General features: G+C 47.5%; 11 protein-coding genes and 1 tRNA gene. 8 read left to right on the forward strand and 4 right to left on the reverse strand.

What is annotated here, in order from left to right:
- The first annotated feature begins 6 nt into the window (after positions 1-6).
- Positions 7-5,988, forward strand: coding sequence for an alpha amylase N-terminal ig-like domain-containing protein (locus QXF64_00755; GenBank protein MEM1689026.1), 5,982 nt, complete (start codon positions 7-9; stop codon positions 5,986-5,988).
- On the opposite strand, the gene QXF64_00760 is transcribed toward QXF64_00755, so the two are convergent.
- Positions 5,963-9,451, reverse strand: coding sequence for an alpha-amylase family glycosyl hydrolase (locus QXF64_00760; protein MEM1689027.1), 3,489 nt, complete (start codon positions 9,449-9,451; stop codon positions 5,963-5,965). The genes QXF64_00755 and QXF64_00760 overlap by 26 nt on opposite strands.
- A 96-nt stretch (positions 9,452-9,547) precedes the next feature.
- Between QXF64_00760 and QXF64_00765 the strand changes: the two genes are divergently transcribed.
- The 4 genes from QXF64_00765 to malQ are packed head-to-tail and all read left to right on the forward strand — an operon-like array spanning position 9,548 to position 16,364.
- Positions 9,548-10,711: a glycosyltransferase family 4 protein gene (locus tag QXF64_00765; GenBank protein ID MEM1689028.1), complete on the forward strand. Its 1,164-nt coding sequence runs from the start codon at positions 9,548-9,550 to the stop codon at positions 10,709-10,711.
- Complete coding sequence (glgB, locus tag QXF64_00770) at positions 10,692-12,629, forward strand: 1,4-alpha-glucan branching protein GlgB (GenBank protein ID MEM1689029.1); 1,938 nt, start codon at positions 10,692-10,694, stop codon at positions 12,627-12,629. Before QXF64_00765 ends, glgB begins: the two co-directional genes overlap by 20 nt.
- Positions 12,630-12,636: 7 nt before the next feature.
- A complete protein-coding gene (locus tag QXF64_00775) occupies positions 12,637-14,892 on the forward strand; it encodes a DUF3536 domain-containing protein (GenBank protein MEM1689030.1) in 2,256 nt (751 codons plus the stop codon).
- Complete coding sequence (gene malQ / locus QXF64_00780; GenBank protein MEM1689031.1) at positions 14,886-16,364, forward strand: 4-alpha-glucanotransferase; 1,479 nt, start codon at positions 14,886-14,888, stop codon at positions 16,362-16,364. The genes QXF64_00775 and malQ overlap by 7 nt, the downstream gene beginning before the upstream one ends.
- On the opposite strand, the gene gatA is transcribed toward malQ, so the two are convergent.
- Both gatA and QXF64_00790 read right to left on the reverse strand, forming a co-directional pair.
- A complete protein-coding gene (gatA, locus tag QXF64_00785; GenBank protein MEM1689032.1) occupies positions 16,361-17,731 on the reverse strand; it encodes an Asp-tRNA(Asn)/Glu-tRNA(Gln) amidotransferase subunit GatA in 1,371 nt (456 codons plus the stop codon). The genes malQ and gatA overlap by 4 nt on opposite strands.
- Entirely contained in the window at positions 17,716-17,958 is a 243-nt protein-coding gene (locus QXF64_00790; protein MEM1689033.1) for a hypothetical protein, read from the reverse strand. Before QXF64_00790 ends, gatA begins: the two co-directional genes overlap by 16 nt.
- Positions 17,959-18,022: 64 nt before the next feature.
- Between QXF64_00790 and QXF64_00795 the strand changes: the two genes are divergently transcribed.
- A complete protein-coding gene (locus tag QXF64_00795; GenBank protein ID MEM1689034.1) occupies positions 18,023-18,175 on the forward strand; it encodes a hypothetical protein in 153 nt (50 codons plus the stop codon).
- Positions 18,175-19,200, forward strand: coding sequence for an AmmeMemoRadiSam system radical SAM enzyme (gene amrS, locus QXF64_00800; GenBank protein ID MEM1689035.1), 1,026 nt, complete (start codon positions 18,175-18,177; stop codon positions 19,198-19,200). The genes QXF64_00795 and amrS overlap by 1 nt, the downstream gene beginning before the upstream one ends.
- 33 nt (positions 19,201-19,233) lie before the next feature.
- Here amrS and glmM read toward each other — a convergent pair whose 3' ends face one another.
- Complete coding sequence (gene glmM / locus QXF64_00805; GenBank protein MEM1689036.1) at positions 19,234-20,580, reverse strand: phosphoglucosamine mutase; 1,347 nt, start codon at positions 20,578-20,580, stop codon at positions 19,234-19,236.
- Between the two features lie 66 nt (positions 20,581-20,646).
- Between glmM and QXF64_00810 the strand changes: the two genes are divergently transcribed.
- Positions 20,647-20,745: transfer RNA gene (locus QXF64_00810), tRNA-Arg, on the forward strand.
- Positions 20,746-20,791 lie beyond the last annotated feature (46 nt).

Below are 20,791 nucleotides of genomic sequence, written 5' to 3' on the forward strand. Positions count from 1 at the left end.
AAAATTTTGGACGTTGGAGCGGCTGCTTCACCTTCGACATATCGGGCGCCCGATTGGGTAATGAACGCAGTTTTTTATCAGATAATGGTCGACCGTTTTTACAACGGAGACCCGTCTAATGATCCGGACAATAACACCCTTCTCCTTCGCTCCTGGACTAATATAAACGGTGTCACTTTCCCAGATCTCTATGCTAGAAAAATGCGCTGGACGGAGGATGTTGAAACAAACGTACTCTGGCCGGACGATTATGGAAACTTGAGATATGCACCTACACTCGGAAGAGACTATTATGGCGGCGATTTCAAGGGGATAATGGACAAACTTCCTTATCTTGAGAATCTCGGAATAACAGCAATATACTTTAATCCGATTCATGACGGTCCGCACTTCCACGGTTATACGGTTGAAAACTATGAATCAGCCAACAAGTTTTATGGCGGGCTCGACATGTTCAAACAAATGCTCTCCGCGCTAAAGGAGAAGGGAATAAGGGTGATTCTTGACGGTGTGTTCAACCACACGAGTTGTACACATCCATGGTTTGACCGCGAAAATAGATTCCCAGATTATCTGGGTGCATACGAAAGTCAAAATTCACCATATTTCAGTTGGTACAAATTTTGGCAATGGCCTCTGAACTATGAGGGATGGAACAATTTTTCTCATGTTCCGCAGCTCCAACTTACTGAAGGATACAAAGACTACCTTTACCGAAGTTCAAACAGTCTGTTGAAATACTGGAACGATATAGGAATAGACGGCTGGCGTCTCGATGTCGCCATGCAGATGAAAGATAGATTTGGCTGGGCGTTCTGGCGGGAATTCAGTCAAGCCTTCAGCCAGCTGAATTCAGAGGGATACCTCGTCGCGGAACCAGACCATGGAACGGCAGCTCAGCCAGATTACGTTACTCAGGGTTACCTAGACGGCGTCATGAACTATGCTTGGATGCACGCGGTTATAGACTGGGTTAATGGAACGGCTAGTCCGAGCAGCTTCGCGGGGAGACTGGAGTACATAAAGAATGCATATCCGGCAGATGCTTTCTACACACAGCTTAACATTCTGAGTTCGCATGACGATCACAGACTGAGAACGCGTGTTGGTGGAAGAATTGACAGGGTTAAGCTTGCCGTGATTTTCCAGATGACATACCCAGGCGCCCCGTGCATATGGTATGGGGATGAGGTCGGGATGACGAGCGACTATCCGAGGGGGAGTGGAACAGTCAGAGATGCGGATCCGTTTACTAGAAGACCGTTCCCCTGGCCAGAGCTAGGATACCCGGTCCCTGAACAACCAGACGTTCCGAACTGGGATATCTTCAGGCACTACCAAAACTTGATTTCGATAAGAAAGAGTTATCAAGTCCTTAGAACTGGAACGGTCGAGACTCTGATGACGGATGATGGTAAGAAGATTTTGGCACTATTCCGAAAACTTCCAAATCCAAGTTTAACAAAATATTCGAACTGGAGAACTGAATATGCGGTTCTCGTCTACAACAGTGGCGCTTCCCCGCAGAGCGTTACTCTCAATCTCACCGGAAAAGTTCCCAATGGTACGGAGCTCGTCGATGTTCTAAATGGAAATCGAAAGTATACGGTAACAAACGGAACTGTTTCGCTAACTGTCGAAAACATGTGGGCAGCGATTCTGGTTTACACATCAAACCAACCACCGGTTGCAGATTTCACGTTTTCTCCCACTTCTCCCGCTCCAGGTGAAACCGTGCAGTTTACTGATAACTCGAGAGATCCAGATGGGACAATAGTTTCCTGGCTATGGGATTTTGGCGACGGGACTTCGAGCACCCAGCGTAATCCAACAAAGGTCTATACAGCATCCGGAACATACACAGTAAAGCTGACGGTGACTGACGATGGAGGCGCGAGCGCGACAGTCTCCAAATTGGTGGTTGTGTCAGAAGCTCCGGCGCCACCTCCGGGAGTCAAGCCAACAACCTTAACAATAGATCCTACCTCCTTTTCGCTAGCTTCAGGAGCTTCGAGAACTCTGATGGCGATTTTGAAGGATAACGAAAACAATCCGGTCGCAGGAAAGACGATTTTGTGGTCGGCAACTGTCGGGAGCATATCGTCCTCCTCCGTCACAGATTCAAACGGAATGGCTGCCGCAACCTACACGGCCCCATCTGTTACCGCTCAAACTTCAGTGACCATTACCGCAACTTTTCAAGGTGACAGTCAGTATGCTTCATCAACCGGTCAAAGCATTGGAAGCATCTCGCCCATATCGGCTCAGTTGAGTCTGAGACCAATACCATCCACTATAGCGGGTTCTGACATTATACTCAGCGGGGTGGTCGAAGATCAAGCCGGTAATCCTATACCAGGAGCATCTTTGAAAGTTCTCATAAATGGTCAGGTCGTTCAGACGGCAACGGCTGGTGGAGATGGAAGTTTCAGCATAGCCGTCACACTTCCTCCTGGCTCAAGCAGTCTAAGGCTAGAAGCCTACAGCGGAGAAGGAGAACTTCTTGCGTCATTCTCCCAAAATGTTACAACTTCTGCTGAATATTCTCCACCCACGGGAATTGACAGTGGAATGATTGTAACATATGGCAGTATTCTTTCTGCGATCGGCTTGGCAATAGGTGTTCTTATCGGCAAAATCCGGATAACGGGCAAACTCTTCTCACTAATTTTTGCAGTCTTTCTTCTGCTTTCTTTGGTTCATACAGTTCCAGTCAATGCGCCCACTAGGACCGTTGATGGTTCTCCAGCCGACTGGACTGGCACCCCGCCAACAACTGTAAACACGTTTACTGTTTCCGCCGGGGAATTCATATGGAAGGATGCGCAAGGCGACGAGCGTACAGACCTGAATAATTGGCAACCGGATAGAAGAGTGGATCTTTTAGAGTTCAGAATCACTGCCGATACACAATATATATACTTCATGGCAAAAATGGTCGATATCGACATAGAATCTGGAAGTGGAGCTCCGTGTGTCCAAGTTGCAGTGGATACCGATAGGATAGCCGGATCAGGGGAGAACTGGTTTGGTGGATGGTCAGACACAGCGACGAGCAACTCCGCGCGTTGGGAGCGTCTGATTATGACGAGATTTGGGAGCGGATCACAGAGGGTTTATGTGTTTAATACAAGTTGGGTGGATCAGGCGACATCAGATGACACTCAAGCGATATCTGCCCAAAATGAAACAATCGAGTTCAGAGTTGGATGGGCGAGACTTGGAGTTTCGCCACCTTGCACCCTGAGGTTCACGGTGATAACTCACAGACAGAATACCGACGACAATTCTGTGGACATTTCTAATACCTCCGATGCTCTTGATGCGATAACAACAACCGGACCAACCACTTGGAACGAGGTCCAAGATCAAATAGTCGATTATTATTTTGACGTGAGTTTTGCTTCGAATGGCGAGGTCGTAGGATCTGTCCCTGTAGGCGCTTCAATAGATAGCGATATCTGGTGGGAGGGCGTTTTACATGATCAAGACAATTCCTTCTACTTCTCACCCCAAGGGGAAACGACAGTACTCCCCCCATTGCTTGATAGAGGAAGGCGCATTCTATATGATCAAAACGTAACTGTCAGGCTTAGAACAAATGAGAACGACCTGAGCGAAGTTTGGCTTAGAATCTGGTGGGAGAACATTTATGAAAACAATGTTGTTGAAAATGCCGCCGTGAGATATCGGATGTCAAAAGAAAGCTCGGATGGGACGTACGAATACTGGGTTACCACAATTCCCGCTCCGGGAAGGCCGGCAAGAATGTGGTATAGGTTCTATCTCGTTGACAACGGCGGAACGGGCACATACAGCTGGGACATCTGGCAAAATCCGGTGAATATAGGAACGCAGGTGGACATCGATAGTTACGCCGATGACACTTTTCCGAGGAACGGAGGAACAGGAAAAATGTATGATTTTCCGCAAACTAGAACGGAGAGCACAGTTCAGCCTGTGGACAACTATGACTTCATGATCATCTTTTACGAAAACATACCGCCAGCCGCTGTTTCTCTTATTTCGCCAGAGAACGACGCTTTGCTGACATCGGTTCCGACCTTACGCTGGACGGCGTCAGTAGATCCGCAACCATCCTCCGGTCTCGGATATCGCCTTCAGATTTCTAAAGTTTCCGACTTTTCCACAACTGTTGTTGATATATATGTGAAAGAAAACTCTTATCAGCCGAGCATCGGAGAAGGAGTATACTTCTGGAGGGTTAGAGCAGAAGACTATGATGGAAACGCGAGCAACTGGTCGGAGGTCAGACGCTTTCGGCTAGATCTCGGACCACCACCGGCTCCAACGCCGATTTCTCCGCCCGATAACTTCTGCACAAAAGAAAATCGAATAACCTTAAGCTGGACGAGAGTTCCGGATGCATCAGAGCCGGTTCTGTATCGTGTCGCTCTGAGTGATGATGCAGGTTTTCCATACGAAAACTTCACATCCGGCTGGGTCATGGAGAATAGCTGGCAGGTTGAGCTTCCCGAGGGAATATGGTACTGGAGAGTTTGCGCGAAGGACAACCTCGACCAGATCGGTGAGAATTCCGTGACCAAAAGATTTATCGTCGACATTACTCCACCACAACCACCAGAGATCTTGTATCCTGAAAATGGTGAAAGCGTGAATGTGAGGAGACCAACACTCAGATGGTCGACTGTGACCGACGTAAGCATGCCTGTGACGTACGATCTTCAACTGAGTGGCTCCCCAACTTTCTCTACCCTTATCGTAGACAATTCTGGTCTCACGGAGAACTCGTATACTCTCACAATCGACCTAGAGGAAAGGGTTTACTACTGGAGAGTGAGAGCGAAGGACAATGCCGGAAATCTGAGTGATTGGGTTGTGTCCTCTTTCATTGTTGATCTCACGGCGCTACCAGCCCCCACGGGCCTCTCCCCCACGGGTTTCATCAACACGAAAAGACCGCAGTTCCGTTGGTCTCCTGTACAAAGCATTTTTGATGTGGTGTACATCTTTGAACTCGATGATAGCCAAGACTTCTCAAGTCCTCTCGTGGTCGAAAACGCTCTAACAGATACTTCTTACCAGCTTCAGTTTGATCTATCAGATGGAAAATATTATTGGAGGGTAAGAGCGAAGACAGAATTAAAAACGGGACCAGCGGCCAGCGCATCCTTTACGGTAGATACTATACCCCCATCAGCTCCAGAGATTTTGACATCCTTGCCGGCCAGCACTAGGGTTAGGAGATGGATGATAGTTGGAACAGCGGAGGCGAATGCAACCGTTCAGTGTTTTGTTAACGATTCCCTAGTTGCGGAAAATGTGGCAGAGAATGGAAGCTTCACGCTGTGGGTTACCTTCCAACTCGGACAGAATAGCGTAAAGTTCAGAGCCGTTGACAGAGCAGGAAACGCGAGCGTCTTTACGTCTTCGATCGGAATTAAGGTTACCGGAGGACTCGGAATTCGTCTGACTGCAGACCGACTCCAAGCAGGAGTTGAGCGTGCCTTCGCACTAGTCGGATATCAAACAAGCATTCAAGAAATAAGAGTGAAGACAAATAAGGATGTCGCTGCTCCGGCGATTTACGTCGAAGAGCTTATGCCCTGGGAAAACTGGGTTGAAGTTCCTTTGCCCAAGCGTGCAAAGGTTTACCGAGTCTTCGTCGTGGAGTCTACCGTACCTGCCGGAGATATCGCAGAAGTGAAGTTTTCTTTCAGGGTCGAGCTCAGCTGGCTCGAGAAGAATGGACTCTCGACACGTGACATAAGGTTATTGCGTTATGACGGAGACTGGAAGGAAATATCCACCAGTTATGCCGGGAAGGACGCCACTTACGCATATTACTCGGCTAAAGCAACCGGGCTGTCTTGGTTTGCCATCACTTCACCGCCATCAACACCTCTAATAGAATACGTCACAATTGCTGTTCTCTTCTGCGTAGGTGCAGTAGTCGGTTTCTTCCTCAGCTCAAAAATTTTCAAAAGGTCGGGAAAACGTCAATAGTTTGACCTCCGTAGCCTACGTAATTGGCTCCAATGCTCCATCGCTCGTCGTTTATGAGGGGTTTGAACTCGAATCTCTGACCATCTGGGATTTGGTTCGTCTCCCAGACCCAGATGTTTCCCTCAGTCCAGGTTGCTGGTAGCCCGACGCTCCAGGAAAGAGGAGGCGTGTCTCCTCTTATGTAGATTGAATTTCCCCACCCAACGTCGTAGTGAACTCTGATCGTTGTCGTTGAATAAGTCGGCTGCGGAGGTGGAGCACCTCTCGAATAATTCTCGCGTACCACGTTGGAGTAAATCTTTCCTTCCTTTGCGCTCAAGCTTACAGTTATTTTTCCATCGCTTCCAACTGTCACTTTGTCGTCCGTGTTCAGCAAGTTAACAAGCTCTGTGCCCGGTGGCAGCGGAACGGAAATGGAGAGAGTTCTGTTACTCCAAGAGTTATTCAAGATGACTATCGCTTGTTCGTTTTGATAAACTCTGCGGTAGGCGTAAACGGAAGTTTCTTTATAAAGTTCATACTGTGGGCCGCGCGAGATTGCTGGATATCTCTGTCTTATTTCGTTCAACCGTTTTATGTGGAGATATATCGGCGTCATGTTGAAGGATGGCATCATCCCCCTGTTGTTTGGATCCGCTCCACCGGAAAGTCCTTGCTCTGTGCCGTAGAAGAGAGAAGGAACGCCACGGCACGTTAGGAGGAACGTCAGCGCAAGCTTCAGTCTCTGGTTGTCTCCACCTGCTACATACAAGAATCTCTCAATGTCGTGGCTCTCGAAAGATGTAACCAAACGAGATGGATTGGGATAGTTGATATCCTGCGCGAGAATCGAAGAAATTCTGTCAAAAGATTGCTCACTGGCGAAGACATCTCTAGCGGCAAACATGAGTGGGAAATCCTGAAAGCCCCAGAGTGGACCGTCTTTCCAGTGTTGCGCTAGAACTGATGGATCTCCATACCAAGATTCCCCGAAGCACGGAATCCCCACGTTTTCTTGGAATTCTCTTCTAAAGTTATCCGGTACATGTTTACTCGCATCAAATCTAAACGCGGCAAAGCCGACCTCATTCTTCCAGTAGTTATAAACCTTGAAAAGCTCCAATTTCACTTCCGGAATTTCCTGAGCGAGGTCGTCCAGTCCTCCCCACACATTTGGCTGTCTTATGTTGCCTCTGAGGTCATGGTAGATCCTCTGGAATGGGTCATCCCAATCTTCAATGTGTCCATAGTTGTGATACCACTGCAAATTGTCGAAGGGTGGAGCAGGCTTGAGTTCCGGTGACCGAGTTTCGTCTCTATTTCTCCAACGTCGCGTACCGGGAGCATCATACAGAAAGTCTCCCGTATGATTGGGTATAGCTTCGGTCACAACCGCAATCCCCATATCGCTCGCTTTTCTCACCAGCTCTTTCAACTTTTCCAAATCTCCGAAGTGAGGCTCGGGTTTATAGAAGTCGTACGGCCAGTAGCCGTGATATCCAGCCGAGTTTCCAGGAACGTCTAGCCACTGGTTCCAATGTACGGAAGATATCCAGATCGCAGTTACTCCGAGGTGCTTGATGTACGCCAGCTTGTCTATGATCCCCTGCCAGTCGCCACCCTGATAGAAGAAGAGGTTGCCGGGACGGTATTCTCCATAACCAAAGTTGTCATTAGATGGATCTCCATTCGCAAACCTATCAGTCATGATCTGATATATCACATCGCTCTCGTCGAAAATGTTGTCAGATCGGCGCTCGAAGAGGCTTATTCCTCTACATTTGTTTGGTTTTCTTATCCTAAGGAGATCTGCGACCGTCGGTGCAATGTCAACGATTTCTGCTCCGAGGACTTTTCTTTTCTCTATGCCCGACCCGGAAACGATGATGGGAATAGCCATGTCTCCAAGTTCTATGCTCCCATGATTGGTCCCTGTCATCCCATGATCGCTGACAATTATGAGGATTGTGTTTTCATAGAGTCCCAAATTTTTCAGATTCTCCACAAGTATTCCAATCGCCGCATCCGCTCGCTCTATAGCTTGCCTATACTGTTGGCTTTCATGACCATAACTGTGCCCGGTTGAATCGACCATCGGAAGAAGAACAAACATTAAGGTTGGTTTATGCTGGATGAATATCTTGATCGCGTTTTCCATTACTCTGATGTCAGCATATGGATCCCCTATCGCACGGTAGTCCACATCGTTCTTGACCCAAGTTACGCCTCTTTCCAGTCCAGCTATCCTGCCGCCCTTCCCGTCGAGGAGAGCAGTTCGATAGCCGTAACTTTCAGCAACCTCAAAAATCGTTTCTGCCTCTAAAGTGTCTCCAGAGGTTTCGTAACAATGATCCTCAGGATATGCTCCTGTGAAGAGTGATGCGTGAGCTACCGGGGTGGTGGACGGGTAAACCGTCACACCGAGCCAGTTATAGAGAGCGTTTTCGGCGAGCATGTCTATGTAAGGCGTGTTAGCTTCCAGAAGAATATCGGGACGACATCCATCTATGGTGATGATTATGACGTGTTTTCCAAATTGTAATTGCACATTTTCTGCGAGGACGGTAAAGGTCCAGATCGCCGACCATTCTCGAGCAACATTTTCCACTACCCTCGCAACTCTCCAGAAGTAAACGCCCGGAGAAAGCTGTAAAATCAGGCTGTTTTCAGCAAGCAGAAGATTCTCGATTGGAACGGAGAAATCGTCAAGTCCGCTGAGCTGGAAGAGGTAGGAAGCATCATTCTCTCCAACCCACGTGAAGAAAATAGTGTTTTCTGTCAGTATGGAACCGTTTTCAGGCAGAAGCAGGAAGAGAGTTGGAGGAATATTTTCCACAGCCACCCTAAAGTTCCATATGCTTGACCATTTGCCAATTCTACCCGCGTTCTCAATTCTGACCCTCCAGTAGTAGGTGCCGGGGGAAGGCAGGCTAATCTGCATTGAGAAAGTGTTTACGAGATTATCCACTATCGGATTCTGGAAGAGAATGGATGTGGCAACTTGAACCCTGAAGGAAACATTTTGCGGTCCACTCCATCCAAGAGTCACTGTCAGCGAACGAATTTCGGCGGAATTCTCAGGACTTTGCAGAGTTGGTATAACCGGTTCGTAGACAACTATTCTTCTAACGTCTGACCAGGAGCTGAAATCTTTTCCTTTTTCTGTTCTGACTCTCCAGTAGTAGGTACCCGGTCCAGGTAAGTGTAAGGAGACATTTCCGGTTTCTAAATCCTCGAATTCCATCAGAATCGCGGAAAAGTTCTGATCTTGGCTGATTTGTACCCTGTATTTCACTCCCTCCATAATCGCCCAACTGAGAGTAATCTGTTCGTTCTCTGTTTCGAGAAGATCGGGCGTGAGAACATAAGGCGGGGAGAGCGTGACTTTCCCTTTAGACATCAAATAAAAAGAACCGCTGATTGAAGCAGCGACACAAACCAGCGAAACGGCTATCGCAAGCCATTTCTCCAACGATCTCCCCACAATTTTGTGTTCAGATGTTCTATTAATCGTTTCGCAAAATTTTTCGCAGTTTACTCCATTTTTAAATAGGTTTAGCGGTTAGTTTTGTGGAGGATCATGAGAATAGGGGTATTGAGCTGGGAATCCCTTTACACGCTGCAGGTTGGAGGACTGGGAGTAGTCGCGACAAGGCTCTGCGAAGAGCTGGCAAAAGCCGGCCACGAGGTTTACATGTTCACGCGTGGAGCTCCCGGACAACCGAGCTACATGTACATAAACGGCGTGAACTATTACATCTGCGAATTTGATCCCGGTATGAACTGTGTGCAGTTTGCATATAACATGTCCATGTCGATGGTGAAAACTCTCCGGGAGGTCGAGAAATATGAGGGCAAGTTTGACATAATTCACGGACATGACTGGATGGTTGTCGATGCGCTAGATAAACTCAAGAAAGAGGGATATCCCGCCGTGCTTACTTTCCATTCCACAGAATACGGAAGAAATGGTTCAAAGTTTGGTGATTGGTGGGAATTCCGTGAAATCTCGAAGAAAGAGTGGTGGGGTGGACAGATCTCGGATGTGGTGACTACCGTCTCGAACGCGATGAAAGGCGAGTTGAACTGGTTATATAAAATTCCTATGAACAAAATCGAAGTAATACCTAATGCCGTCGATCCGGCAAAGTATCAGCTAAACGTAGATCCGGCTGAAGTCAAAAAGAGATACGGAATAGATCCCTCCTCTCCCGTGATTCACTTTGTGGGCAGAATGGAATATCAGAAAGGACCGGATCTTCTCGTCGAGGCAATACCGAAAGTCTTAGAGGCCCATCCCCAAGCTAGATTCATATTTTCCGGGAGCGGTGGCATGAAGGGCTACCTCGAGCAGAGGGCCAGAGAACTGGGAATTTCGCATGCCACCAGATTTCTCGGTTTTGTTCCTTATCGCGAGTTTCTAGAAATATTGAACGCCTGCGATATCGTTTGCTTGCCGAGCAGAAACGAGCCATTTGGGATAGCTCTCCTCGAAGCTTGGGCGGCCGGTAAGCCTGTTGTTGCAACGGATGTTGGGGGTTTGGGAGAGAATATAGAAAACTTTGTAGATGGTGTAAAAGTATTTCCATGGCCTGAGTCTATTGCTTGGGGGATAAACTATCTGCTCGAGTCTGCAGACGGAAGGGAATTTGTGGCTCGTGGTGGAAGAGAAAAAGTTAAAAAGTTTTCATGGGCTAACTCTCTCGCTAAATTGCTCAAGGTCTATGAAAGAGTGCTCGGTTGAGAAAATGGCAACCGTGAGGCACGACGTCAGCCGCTTCACGGATTACGACATCTATCTCTTCAAGCAAGGAAATCATTTCAAGATATACGACAAACTTGGATGTCATCTGATGGAAGCAGACGGAGAAAAAGGTGCATACTTTGCTGTTTGGGCACCAAATGCTGAAAGGGTTTCCGTAATTGGAGATTTTAACGGTTGGAAGCCGGGCATCCATCCGCTAGCTCCGCGCTGGGATGCATCAGGGATCTGGGAAGGGTTCATTCCAGGTGTTAAGAAAGGCGATCTCTACAAATATCACATTGAGTCAAAGTTCGGTTATAAAGCAGACAAGGCGGATCCGGTAGGTTTTTACCATGAGGTTCCGCCGAAAACCGCCTCGATAGTTTGGGATCTTGACTACAAGTGGGGTGATGATGACTGGATGAGGGAGAGAAGTAAGAAGAACTCGTTGGATGCCCCGATTGCGATTTACGAGGTTCATTTGGGTTCTTGGAGACGAGTTCCGGAGGATGGCAACAGATTTCTGACCTACAGAGAGTCTGCCAAACTTCTTGCCGATTATGTCGAGGACATGGGCTTCACTCACGTTGAACTTCTTCCAGTAATGGAGCACCCACTCTATGGCTCTTGGGGATATGAAATCACTGGTTATTTTGCTCCGACATCGAGGTACGGAACACCACAAGATTTCATGTTTTTTGTGGATTATCTCCACCAGCGCGGTATAGGAGTATTTTTGGATTGGGTTCCCTCTCACTTTCCGATGGACGGCCATGGTCTCTATTTCTTCGACGGAACACATCTCTATGAGCACGCAGATCCGAGAAAAGGGATTCATCCAGACTGGAAGACGGCAATCTTCAACTATGGTAGATATGAAGTGAGAAACTTTCTCATAAGCAGCGCTCTTTTCTGGCTTGACAAATATCACGCTGATGGTCTGAGAATAGACGCCGTGGCGTCCATGCTTTATTTGGATTACTCCCGCAGAAACGGTGAGTGGATTCCAAATGAGTACGGGGGTAAAGAAAACCTAGAAGCGATATATCTCATCAGAAGATTGAATGAAATTGTTTACTCGAGCTTTCCAGATGTCCAGATGATTGCGGAGGAGTCAACCGCTTGGCCGATGGTCACCAGACCAACTTATGTTGGCGGTTTAGGCTTCGGAATGAAGTGGAAAATGGGTTGGATGCATGACACTCTCTTCTATTTCTCAAAGGATCCAATCTATCGAAAATATCATCACGACCAGCTTACTTTCAGCATGTGGTATGCTTATACGGAGAATTTCATCCTTCCGCTTTCTCACGACGAAGTGGTTCACGGGAAGAGATCTCTTCTAGAGAAGATGCCGGGAGATGATTGGCAAAAGTTTGCCAATCTGAGGCTTCTCTATGCCTACATGTATTCCCATCCAGGAAAGAAGCTTCTTTTCATGGGAGGGGAGTTTGGTCAGAGACGGGAATGGAACCATGAAGAGAGTTTGGACTGGCATCTCCTTCAATATGAGAGTCATGCGGGAGTCCAGCGATGGGTCAGAGATCTCAACAAATTTTACAGATCTGAGCCAGCGATGCACGAGTTGGATTTTGACCTCCAAGGATTTGAATGGATAGATTTCAGTGACTGGGAGAAAAGCATAATATCATACATCAGAAAGGGAAAATCTACAGAAGACATAATACTGGTGGTTCTCAATTTCACTCCCGTTCCTAGGTATGATTACCGGGTGGGTGTTCCGAGAGGAGGTTTCTGGGAAGAAAAGCTGAACAGCGACGCGAAAGAGTATTGGGGTTCTGGAGTTGGCAACCTTGGAAGGGTTCAGGCCGAAGAGACCCCATTTCACGGAAGACAATATTCTGTGCGTCTGACCCTTCCTCCGCTTGCTGCGATTTTCCTAAAATCTTCAGGGTGATGTTTTCATGAAATACATTTGCATCCATGGTCATTTTTACCAGCCACCCAGGGAAAATCCATGGCTTGAGGAAGTTGAGACCCAAACTTCTGCGTATCCATATCACGACTGGAATGACAAAATAAACTCCGAGTGTTACGCCCCCAACGCCTTTGCCCGCTTTATCGACGGAGATTTTGTGAGCAATTACGAATTCATGAGTTTTGATTTTGGTCCAACCCTCTTGAACTGGCTGGAGAGGCATTCTCCAGAAGTTTATGAGAAGATCTTGAGCGCCGACGGAAAATCCCAAAAGAGATTTTCTGGCCATGGTTCGGCAATTGCTCATCCATATTTCCATGTGATTCTCCCTCTTGCCAATGACCTTGACAAGCGCACAATTGTTGCCTGGGGTGTGCGGGACTTCGAAAGAAGATTTGGCAGAAAACCTGAAGGAATGTGGCTTCCGGAAATGGCTGTGGATCTGAAGACTTTAGAAATCTTGGCTGATTTCGGGATAAAGTTTACCATTCTCTCACCTCACCAGGCTAAAAGGGTGAAATATGCGGGCAAAGGGTGGCAAGAAACAGGTGGTAGAATTAATCCGAGAATTCCGTATGTCTGCAGACTTCCATCAGGCAGGGAAATGTTCATTCTTTTCCGCGATGATGTTATTTCAAACGATGTCGCATTCGGCGGCCTAGCCAAAAACGGTCAAGAATTGGCTAAAAGACTGGAAAATTCTGTCTCAGATTCTGAAATCGTTTTGGTTGCCGTAGATGGAGAAACATTTGGTCATCACACGCCCTGCGGTTCTCGGGAACTCTCCAAGTGTGTAGAGGTCCTATCCGGGAAAGATAATGTACAGCTCACGATACCGGCTGAGTATCTAGAACATAATCCCCCTAGGGCGGAGGTAGAAATTCGCGAGAACACTTCTTGGAGTTGTTTCCATGGCGTGGAAAGATGGAGGAGAAACTGTGGGTGTAACACCGGCATGCATCCCAATTGGTCGCAGGAGTGGAGGGAGCCTCTGCGTAAGGCGATGGAATGGCTCAACAGGCATCTTATCGAAATATATGAGTGTTTTTCGTCGGAATATCTCAAGGATTCGTGGGCTGCCAGGGATGATTATATTGAAATATTGGCGGATAGAAGCCCAGAAAACATTGAGAAGTTCTTCTCCAAGCACGCTCGCAGAAGATTGACCCAAGAGGAGAAGATCAAGGTTACTCTGCTGCTCGAAATGGAGAGGCAGGCGATGCAGATGTTTACAAGTTGTGGCTGGTTCTTCGATGACATCTCAGATATCTCGTCGATCCAAATACTCTCACAAGCTTCTAGGGCGATGCAGCTGGCGAGGCAGGTTACGGGTATATATCTTGAGGGAAGCTTCTTGGAAATTCTAAAGGAAGCCAGAAGCAACATTTCACAATTCGGAAACGGTTCCATGATATACCGCAATGTTGTGCTCCCCCTGAAGACCGATCTGAAAAGAGTTGCGGCAAATTTTGCTCTAATTTTCCTGCAGTCCGAATATCCAAATTCCTTCAAGTTTTATGTTTACAGAATTGAGAACAAGTTGCACAATGATGTTCAAAAGGACGGGCATAGGCTAGTGGCTGGCCGGATGAAGATCTCCAGCGAAGCAACCCTCGAGCAGGAGGAGTTAGACTTTGTTGCCTTGAGAAGCAACACTATGCTCGCCTGGATCTCCAAAGCTGGGAGCTGGAATCTAGACGGAATTCTCGAGCTTTTCTTAGAGAATGGGGCGGGTGCTGTTATCAGCTATTTCCGCAGATCTGGGGAAAGGGAGCACACCATTTCTGAACTGTTCGACGAGGAGCGAAGAGAGATGTTCACACGTCTTCTCGATTCAGAGCTTCTCATGGAACTCCGAAAATCTCTCATGAGGTTGAAATTTGTCGAGCAGGGATTTCTCTCCGGAGTTCGTCTGTTGTGGCTACTCGCTCTTCTTTCTGAACTGAGGGGAGCAGTGGAAAAGCTAGATTTCGAGAAAGCAAGATCTACACTCCTCGAGCTCCGGCAAGCCGGTTTTGAGCCATGCATAGAGCAGGTTTCTCTGATGAGACAAAAGCTTCGTGAGTTAATCGCATCCTCGGACGTAGAAAAGTTGGAAAAGATGATCGACCTACTCGACATGGTCCGACCAGGTGTTGACGAATGGCTGGTAAGAACTTTTGCCATTCGCAAGCTTCACACCGGAAGTTCCGGAAAAGAGGCTGAAATCCTGCGAAGGATACTGGGTGGTGGCATATGCTGAAGAGAGGAAGTGGAATTGTTTTACACGTATCTTCCTTACCTGCAGAATTTGGTGTGGGAGATTTTGGCTCCAAATGCCTAGAATTTCTGGATTTCTTAGCCGAGGCCGGTCAGAGGATTTGGCAGGTTTTGCCGCTTACGCCAACAGATCCATCAACAGGGAATTCGCCGTACGTGAGCAGTTCCCTCTTTGCAGGAAATGAGCTTTTAGTTAGTCCAGAACTTTTGGCTCGCGATGGTCTTCTAGATCTCTCACAAATCTCCTATTTACCACACGGACCAGTCGACTATCAGACCGTCACAGATTTAAAGAGGAAAATCTTAGATAAGGCTTTCTCGAATTTTGGCGAAAAGAAGGAACTGGAAGAATTTGCTGGACAGAACTCCTACTGGTTGGAAGATTATGCGCTTTTCACGGTTCTCAAGCGGAAATTCGGGACTGAATGGAGCAGATGGCCAAAGGAAGTTAGAGAGAGAAACTGGAAGGTTCTTCAAAGCATTAGACTCGAAAAACAGAAAGAAATAAAACGCGTGATTTTCGGTCAGTACATTTTCTTCAAGCAATGGGAAGAAATTAGGCGAAGGTGTAAAGAATTAGGGATAAAGATTTTAGGAGACATACCTATATATCCCGCATACGATAGCTGCGATGTCTGGGCTCATCCGGAACTCTTCAAACTTGACGAGAGGCTGCTGCCTACGCACATTTCTGGTGTTCCTCCAGATTATTTTTCCCCGACCGGACAACTTTGGGGAACTCCCGTCTATAGGTGGTCGGAACACGAGAAAGATGGTTTCGCCTGGTGGTTATCTAGAGTAGAGCATGCCTTGAAACTCTTTGATTTGGTCAGAATAGATCACTTTAGGGGTTTGGTGGCGTACTGGGAAGTAGAAGCTGGACAGACGACAGCGATCAACGGCAGATGGGTCCCAGCTCCAGCAGAGAAACTTCTCAGTCGTGTCAAACAGAAATTCCCTGAAATGCCGTTTGTAGCTGAGGATCTGGGCGTGATAACCTCAGATGTCGTTGAGGTCATTAAAAAATTCAACTTACCCGGGATGAGAGTCCTGATCTTTGGATTCGGTGACGATTTTCCAGAGAGCATTCATTTACCTCACCGCTTTGACGAACACTGTTTGGCGTACACGGGGACCCACGATACGAACACCGTTCGAGGCTGGTTTGAGAATGAAGCGAATCCTCAAGTTAGGAGCAGAGTTTTCCATTACTTGAGAAAGGAAGTAAAATCAGATGAGCTCCCCTTCGAGTTCATCAAATTGGTCATGTTTTCCAGAGCTCTAGTCTCAATGATTCCTGCCCAAGATCTGCTTGGACTCGGAAGCGAGGCGAGAATGAACGTTCCCGGAACGGCGAGCGGAAATTGGAGGTGGAGGCTTTTACCTGGACAGCTGACGAGAGAACTTGCAAAGAAACTTAGAGAGCTAACCGAATCTGCAGGCAGAACGGGTTAATCGTTTGATCCTTCAAGTGCTTTAAGAACCCGAAAGACATCAAGTTCGCCGAGGGGTTTTCCTTGAACCTGTAGGCCCACTGGTATTCCGTCTACTTCTCCTACTTTCACAACACCTCCGCATATTCCGGCTAAATTTGCCGGAACCGTCAGATAGTCGTAGCTATACATCTCCATTGGCGCAAGTTTGGTTCCGAGTCTATGTGGAAGTTTTGGAACAGTCGGGCCAACGATCACGTCAACATTACTGAGAACGCGCATCAGCTCTTCTTTTATTATCGTTCTGACTTGAAGAGCCCGCTGGTAGTATTTCCCCCGGTATTCCTTGCGACTTATGTATGAACCGCGTCTTATCCTTCGTAAAACTTCCTCGCCGCAGACTTCTTCTATTCTTTTTCCGTACTTTCTTCCGTCAAACTTCCTAGTAGCCGAAAAAAATTCGACGGAGACGATGAGATAATATGCCGGTAAAGCTTTCTCGAGATTTGGAAGGTCTACCTCTACGATTTCCGCTCCGAGATCTCTTAACCTTTCAACTGCTCCATCGATGACTTCCATTATCCGCTCATCCGTGAGAAGGCGGAATTTTTCACTCACGCCGATTTTCATGCCTTTTATGTCGTCAGTCAACTTTCCCAAATATTGAACTTTTTTGACATCGAGCATCATACATTCTTTCTCATTTTTTCCTGCCATGACTTCCAGAAGAAGCGCGGCCCCGTCGACGTCAGTAGCGAGCGGTCCTATTTGATCGAGACTCATGCCCAGATCTATCAAGCCATGTCTGGGAACCAGTCCATACGTTGGCTTTATCCCAACGATTCCACAGTGGCTTGCGGGATTTCTTATTGATCCGCCAGTGTCTGTCCCGAGGGCCAGATCGCAGAATTCCGCCGCAACCGCCGCTGCACTCCCGCTGCTCGATCCTCCGGGTATCCTGCCGGGTGCTGAGGGGTTATCTGTCGGACCGAATGCGCTGCTTTCTCCGCTCGATCCGCAGGCGAACTCATCCATGTTGGTCATCCCTATGATGATCCCATCCTCTCTCTTGATTCTTTTGATGACCTCCGCATCGTAGGGACAGACGTAATCCTCAAGCGTTTTCGATGCGCATGTTGCTCTGAGACCCAAAACATTTATGTTTGATTTGACGGCTATCGCCAGCCCGGCCAGTTTACCGATCTTTTCACCTCTTTTTATTTTTTCGTCGATTTTCCTAGCCTCTTCAATGGCATTTGGGTTGATTTCTATGAACGCGTTTATTTTTCCGTTTAGCTTTTCAATCCTCTCGAGGAATTCTAGAACATTTTCCTCGGCAGAGATCTCCCCATTCCTAATTTTTTCCAACTTCTCTAGCGTTCTACCCAAGTCGCAACCTCCACCCGGATATTACCTTCTTCATCTTTTTTCGGTGCTATAGAGAGAAATCTTTTTCTGAATTCTGCGAGTTTTTCCTTGTTCGGTGGAGCATCTTCTCTTGTTGTGTTATACATCTCGTAACTGTAGTAAGTTTCCTTGGTCTCCGGTAGATCTCGCACCGCCTGCAAGAAGGATTGAATTATCTCCTCCGCGGCCTTTTCGATGTCTTCGCTCATCTGATAAACTTCTGTTCACCAATAAAAAACGATGATTTAAGGGTGTAGGAAGGAGTTTTACTTGATGAGAAAAGATATTCTCAGTTGTCCGAGGTGCGGTTTCACGTTCAGCAGATCTTATGCTAGGATAACATCTTGTAGCGGTTGTCCGACCTCAGTATCTGGTTGTCCAATGATAAAGTGTCCAAAGTGCGGGCATGAGTTTAGGGTGACATAATGAAGGTTGAAGCGAAATTCTGGGAGAAAATGTCCGGAAAGAAAGTCCGATGTTTTCTCTGTGCGAGAAGATGCGAGATTGCAGATGGGAAAACAGGCGTGTGCAGGGCGAGAATAAACGAGGATGGAAAGATGTTCTCGCTCGTTTACGGCTCGATCGTCTCGATGGCCGTAGATCCGATAGAGAAAAAACCGCTTTATCATTTTTGGCCCGGAAGCGATGTCTTTTCAATAGCGGCTCCCGGCTGCAACTTCTTCTGCAAGCACTGTCAGAACTGGGAAATTTCGCAGGCCAGCATATTCGACATTCCATGTGAGGAGATTCCTCCAGAGAGGCTCGTTGACATGACAGAGGAAAGCGGTTCTTCCGGTATCGCTCATACTTACACGGAGCCAACGCTTTGGTCTGAGTACGCGATCGATGTCGGGAAAATCGCTCACAAGAGAAATCTTTACAACGTTTATGTTACGAACGGCTTCATGACGATTGAAGCTCTGGAAGAAATAGGTAAATACATCGACGCTGCAAACGTCGATGTAAAAGCCTTTTCTGAAGATTTTTACCGCAGGATTTGTGGGGTTACAAGCATACAACCTGTGCTCGAATCTTGCGAATGGATGGTCGAACATGGGGTTCATCTTGAGATCACATATCTCATAATTCCGGGAGAAAATGATGGACGTGAAGAGATAGAAAAATTCAGCAGATGGGTGGTTGAAAAACTCGGCGAAAATGTGCCGGTTCACTTCAGCAGATTTTATCCACACTTCAAAATGACGGACAAACCCCCAACACCGGTGGAGACGCTAGAGATGGCCGTTGAAATCGCGAGGAAAGCCGGTGTGAAGTTCGTGTACATCGGAAATGTTCCGGGCCACGAGTTCGACAACACATACTGTCCAAGCTGTGGAGGTCTGCTAATCGAGAGGCGCGGCTTCTACATAACCGAGTATAGAGTGAGAAACGGAAAGTGTCCGGACTGCGGGGAAAAAATCCCGATCGTTGGAAGATATTTAAAACGATGAAAAAGTTGACTTTTCTTGAGCGATGGATCTTTTTTACAGTCCACTAAGGCACGACTTTAATTCTCTCATTCCGATTTCTGCCAGTTCTTTTGCTCTCTCTGGAGTCTTGGCTTCAGCAAAGCATCTGAATATCGGCTCTGTGCCGGATGGTCTGACGATGAACCATCCATCTTCGAAATCCACTCTAACACCGTCAATCGTGCATATCCTTTCTCCAGAGAATTTATTTCGGAGGACTTCCATGACCTTTTGTTTTAGTTCATGCGGACACTCGATCCTCATCTTTACTTGGTAGTATTTCGGGAGTGTGTTGTTTAGCTCAGAAACTTTTAGACCGCTTTCTGCCAGCTCGGCGATGAATTGGACAGCAGTCATTATTCCATCCCGACAGGGAGTCCAGTCAAAGAAAAGAACACCACCGTTTTCTTCCCCTCCGATATCTCCACCATTTCTTTTGTATTCTCCCACGATTTCCGGCTCTCCAACCTTAGTTCTCACGACGCTACCACCAAGTCTCTCCGCTACATCGTCAATAACGGAGCTCGTTGCCACCGTGGTGATTATTTTAGGATTTCTTCTCCCGCGCAGATAGTGAAGTGCGGCAATGGCGAAGGTTCTATCGCCCATCAAAATTTCTCCATTTTCGTCCACGATCGCCGTCCTGTCAGCGTCTCCATCATGCGCGATTCCAACGTCGGCCTCACACGCCACGACTGCTTTTGACAGTTCTCCCAGATTTTCCGGAACTGGTTCGAGTTTTCTCGCTGGAAATGTTCCATCGAGCTGGGAATTCATGGAGATAACTTCACATCCAAGATCCCTCAGGATGTATGGAGTGACCAGAGCGCCGACAGCGTTTCCGCAATCAACGACGACTTTCAGCTTTCTCTCAAATTTTGGGATTTTGGTCAGAAGATTCCGGACATAGGGCTCAATAGCGTCGGCCGTGGAGCTTTTTCCACATTTTTCCCAGCTCACAGTTTTTCCGTTTTCCTCAACGATTTTTTCTATCTCCGTTTCGCGTTCTCTTTCGAAACCTGCTCCGTCAGAGCCCAAGAATTTTATCCCATTGTATTCCGCCGGGTTGTGCGATGCCGTTATGATAACTCCAGCATCACAGGAGAAGTATCTGACAGCAAAAGAAAGAACGGGGGTGGGCGTTAGTCCTAGTCTGAGAACATCACAACCACCAGCCATAAGACCTGCTGCGACTGCTTGCTCGAACATCTCTCCCGAAGTTCTGTTATCTCTCCCGATCGCAACAGTTCCGGTTCCTCCCAAGTGGGTGGCTAAGGCGAGACCGAGTTTGTATGCGAGTTCTGGCGTGAGCTCACGGTTCACGATTCCTCTGACCCCAAAGGTTCCGAACAGCTTTCCCATTTCAACCAAACTACTCGCACGCAGCAGGATTAAATCCTTTATGTAAGTACTCGTTGAGATATCTTTGGGCCCGTGGCCTAGCCAGGATATGGCGTCGGCCTTCTAAGGTTTGGAAAGGCCGGAGAAAGCCGAAAGTCCCGGGTTCGAATCCCGGCGGGCCCGCCATGCTCATATCAGCTCTATGGCGTTGGTCGGTCCACCAAAGATTTTC

Source organism: Candidatus Hadarchaeales archaeon, assembly GCA_038823825.1.
Taxonomy (GTDB): Archaea; Hadarchaeota; Hadarchaeia; order Hadarchaeales; family Hadarchaeaceae; genus JAVZGN01.

What these genes read in the sequence shown, in the direction of transcription:
- QXF64_00765 (MEM1689028.1), top strand. Translation starts at nt 9,548, where the DNA reads ATGAGAATAGGGGTATTGAGCTGGGAATCCCTTTACACGCTGCAGGTT.
- glgB (MEM1689029.1), top strand. Translation starts at nt 10,692, where the DNA reads ATGAAAGAGTGCTCGGTTGAGAAAATGGCAACCGTGAGGCACGACGTC.
- QXF64_00775 (MEM1689030.1), top strand. Translation starts at nt 12,637, where the DNA reads ATGAAATACATTTGCATCCATGGTCATTTTTACCAGCCACCCAGGGAA.
- malQ (MEM1689031.1), top strand. Translation starts at nt 14,886, where the DNA reads ATGCTGAAGAGAGGAAGTGGAATTGTTTTACACGTATCTTCCTTACCT.
- QXF64_00790 (MEM1689033.1), bottom strand. Translation starts at nt 17,958, where the DNA reads ATGAGCGAAGACATCGAAAAGGCCGCGGAGGAGATAATTCAATCCTTC.
- QXF64_00795 (MEM1689034.1), top strand. Translation starts at nt 18,023, where the DNA reads ATGAGAAAAGATATTCTCAGTTGTCCGAGGTGCGGTTTCACGTTCAGC.
- amrS (MEM1689035.1), top strand. Translation starts at nt 18,175, where the DNA reads ATGAAGGTTGAAGCGAAATTCTGGGAGAAAATGTCCGGAAAGAAAGTC.
- glmM (MEM1689036.1), bottom strand. Translation starts at nt 20,580, where the DNA reads ATGGGAAAGCTGTTCGGAACCTTTGGGGTCAGAGGAATCGTGAACCGT.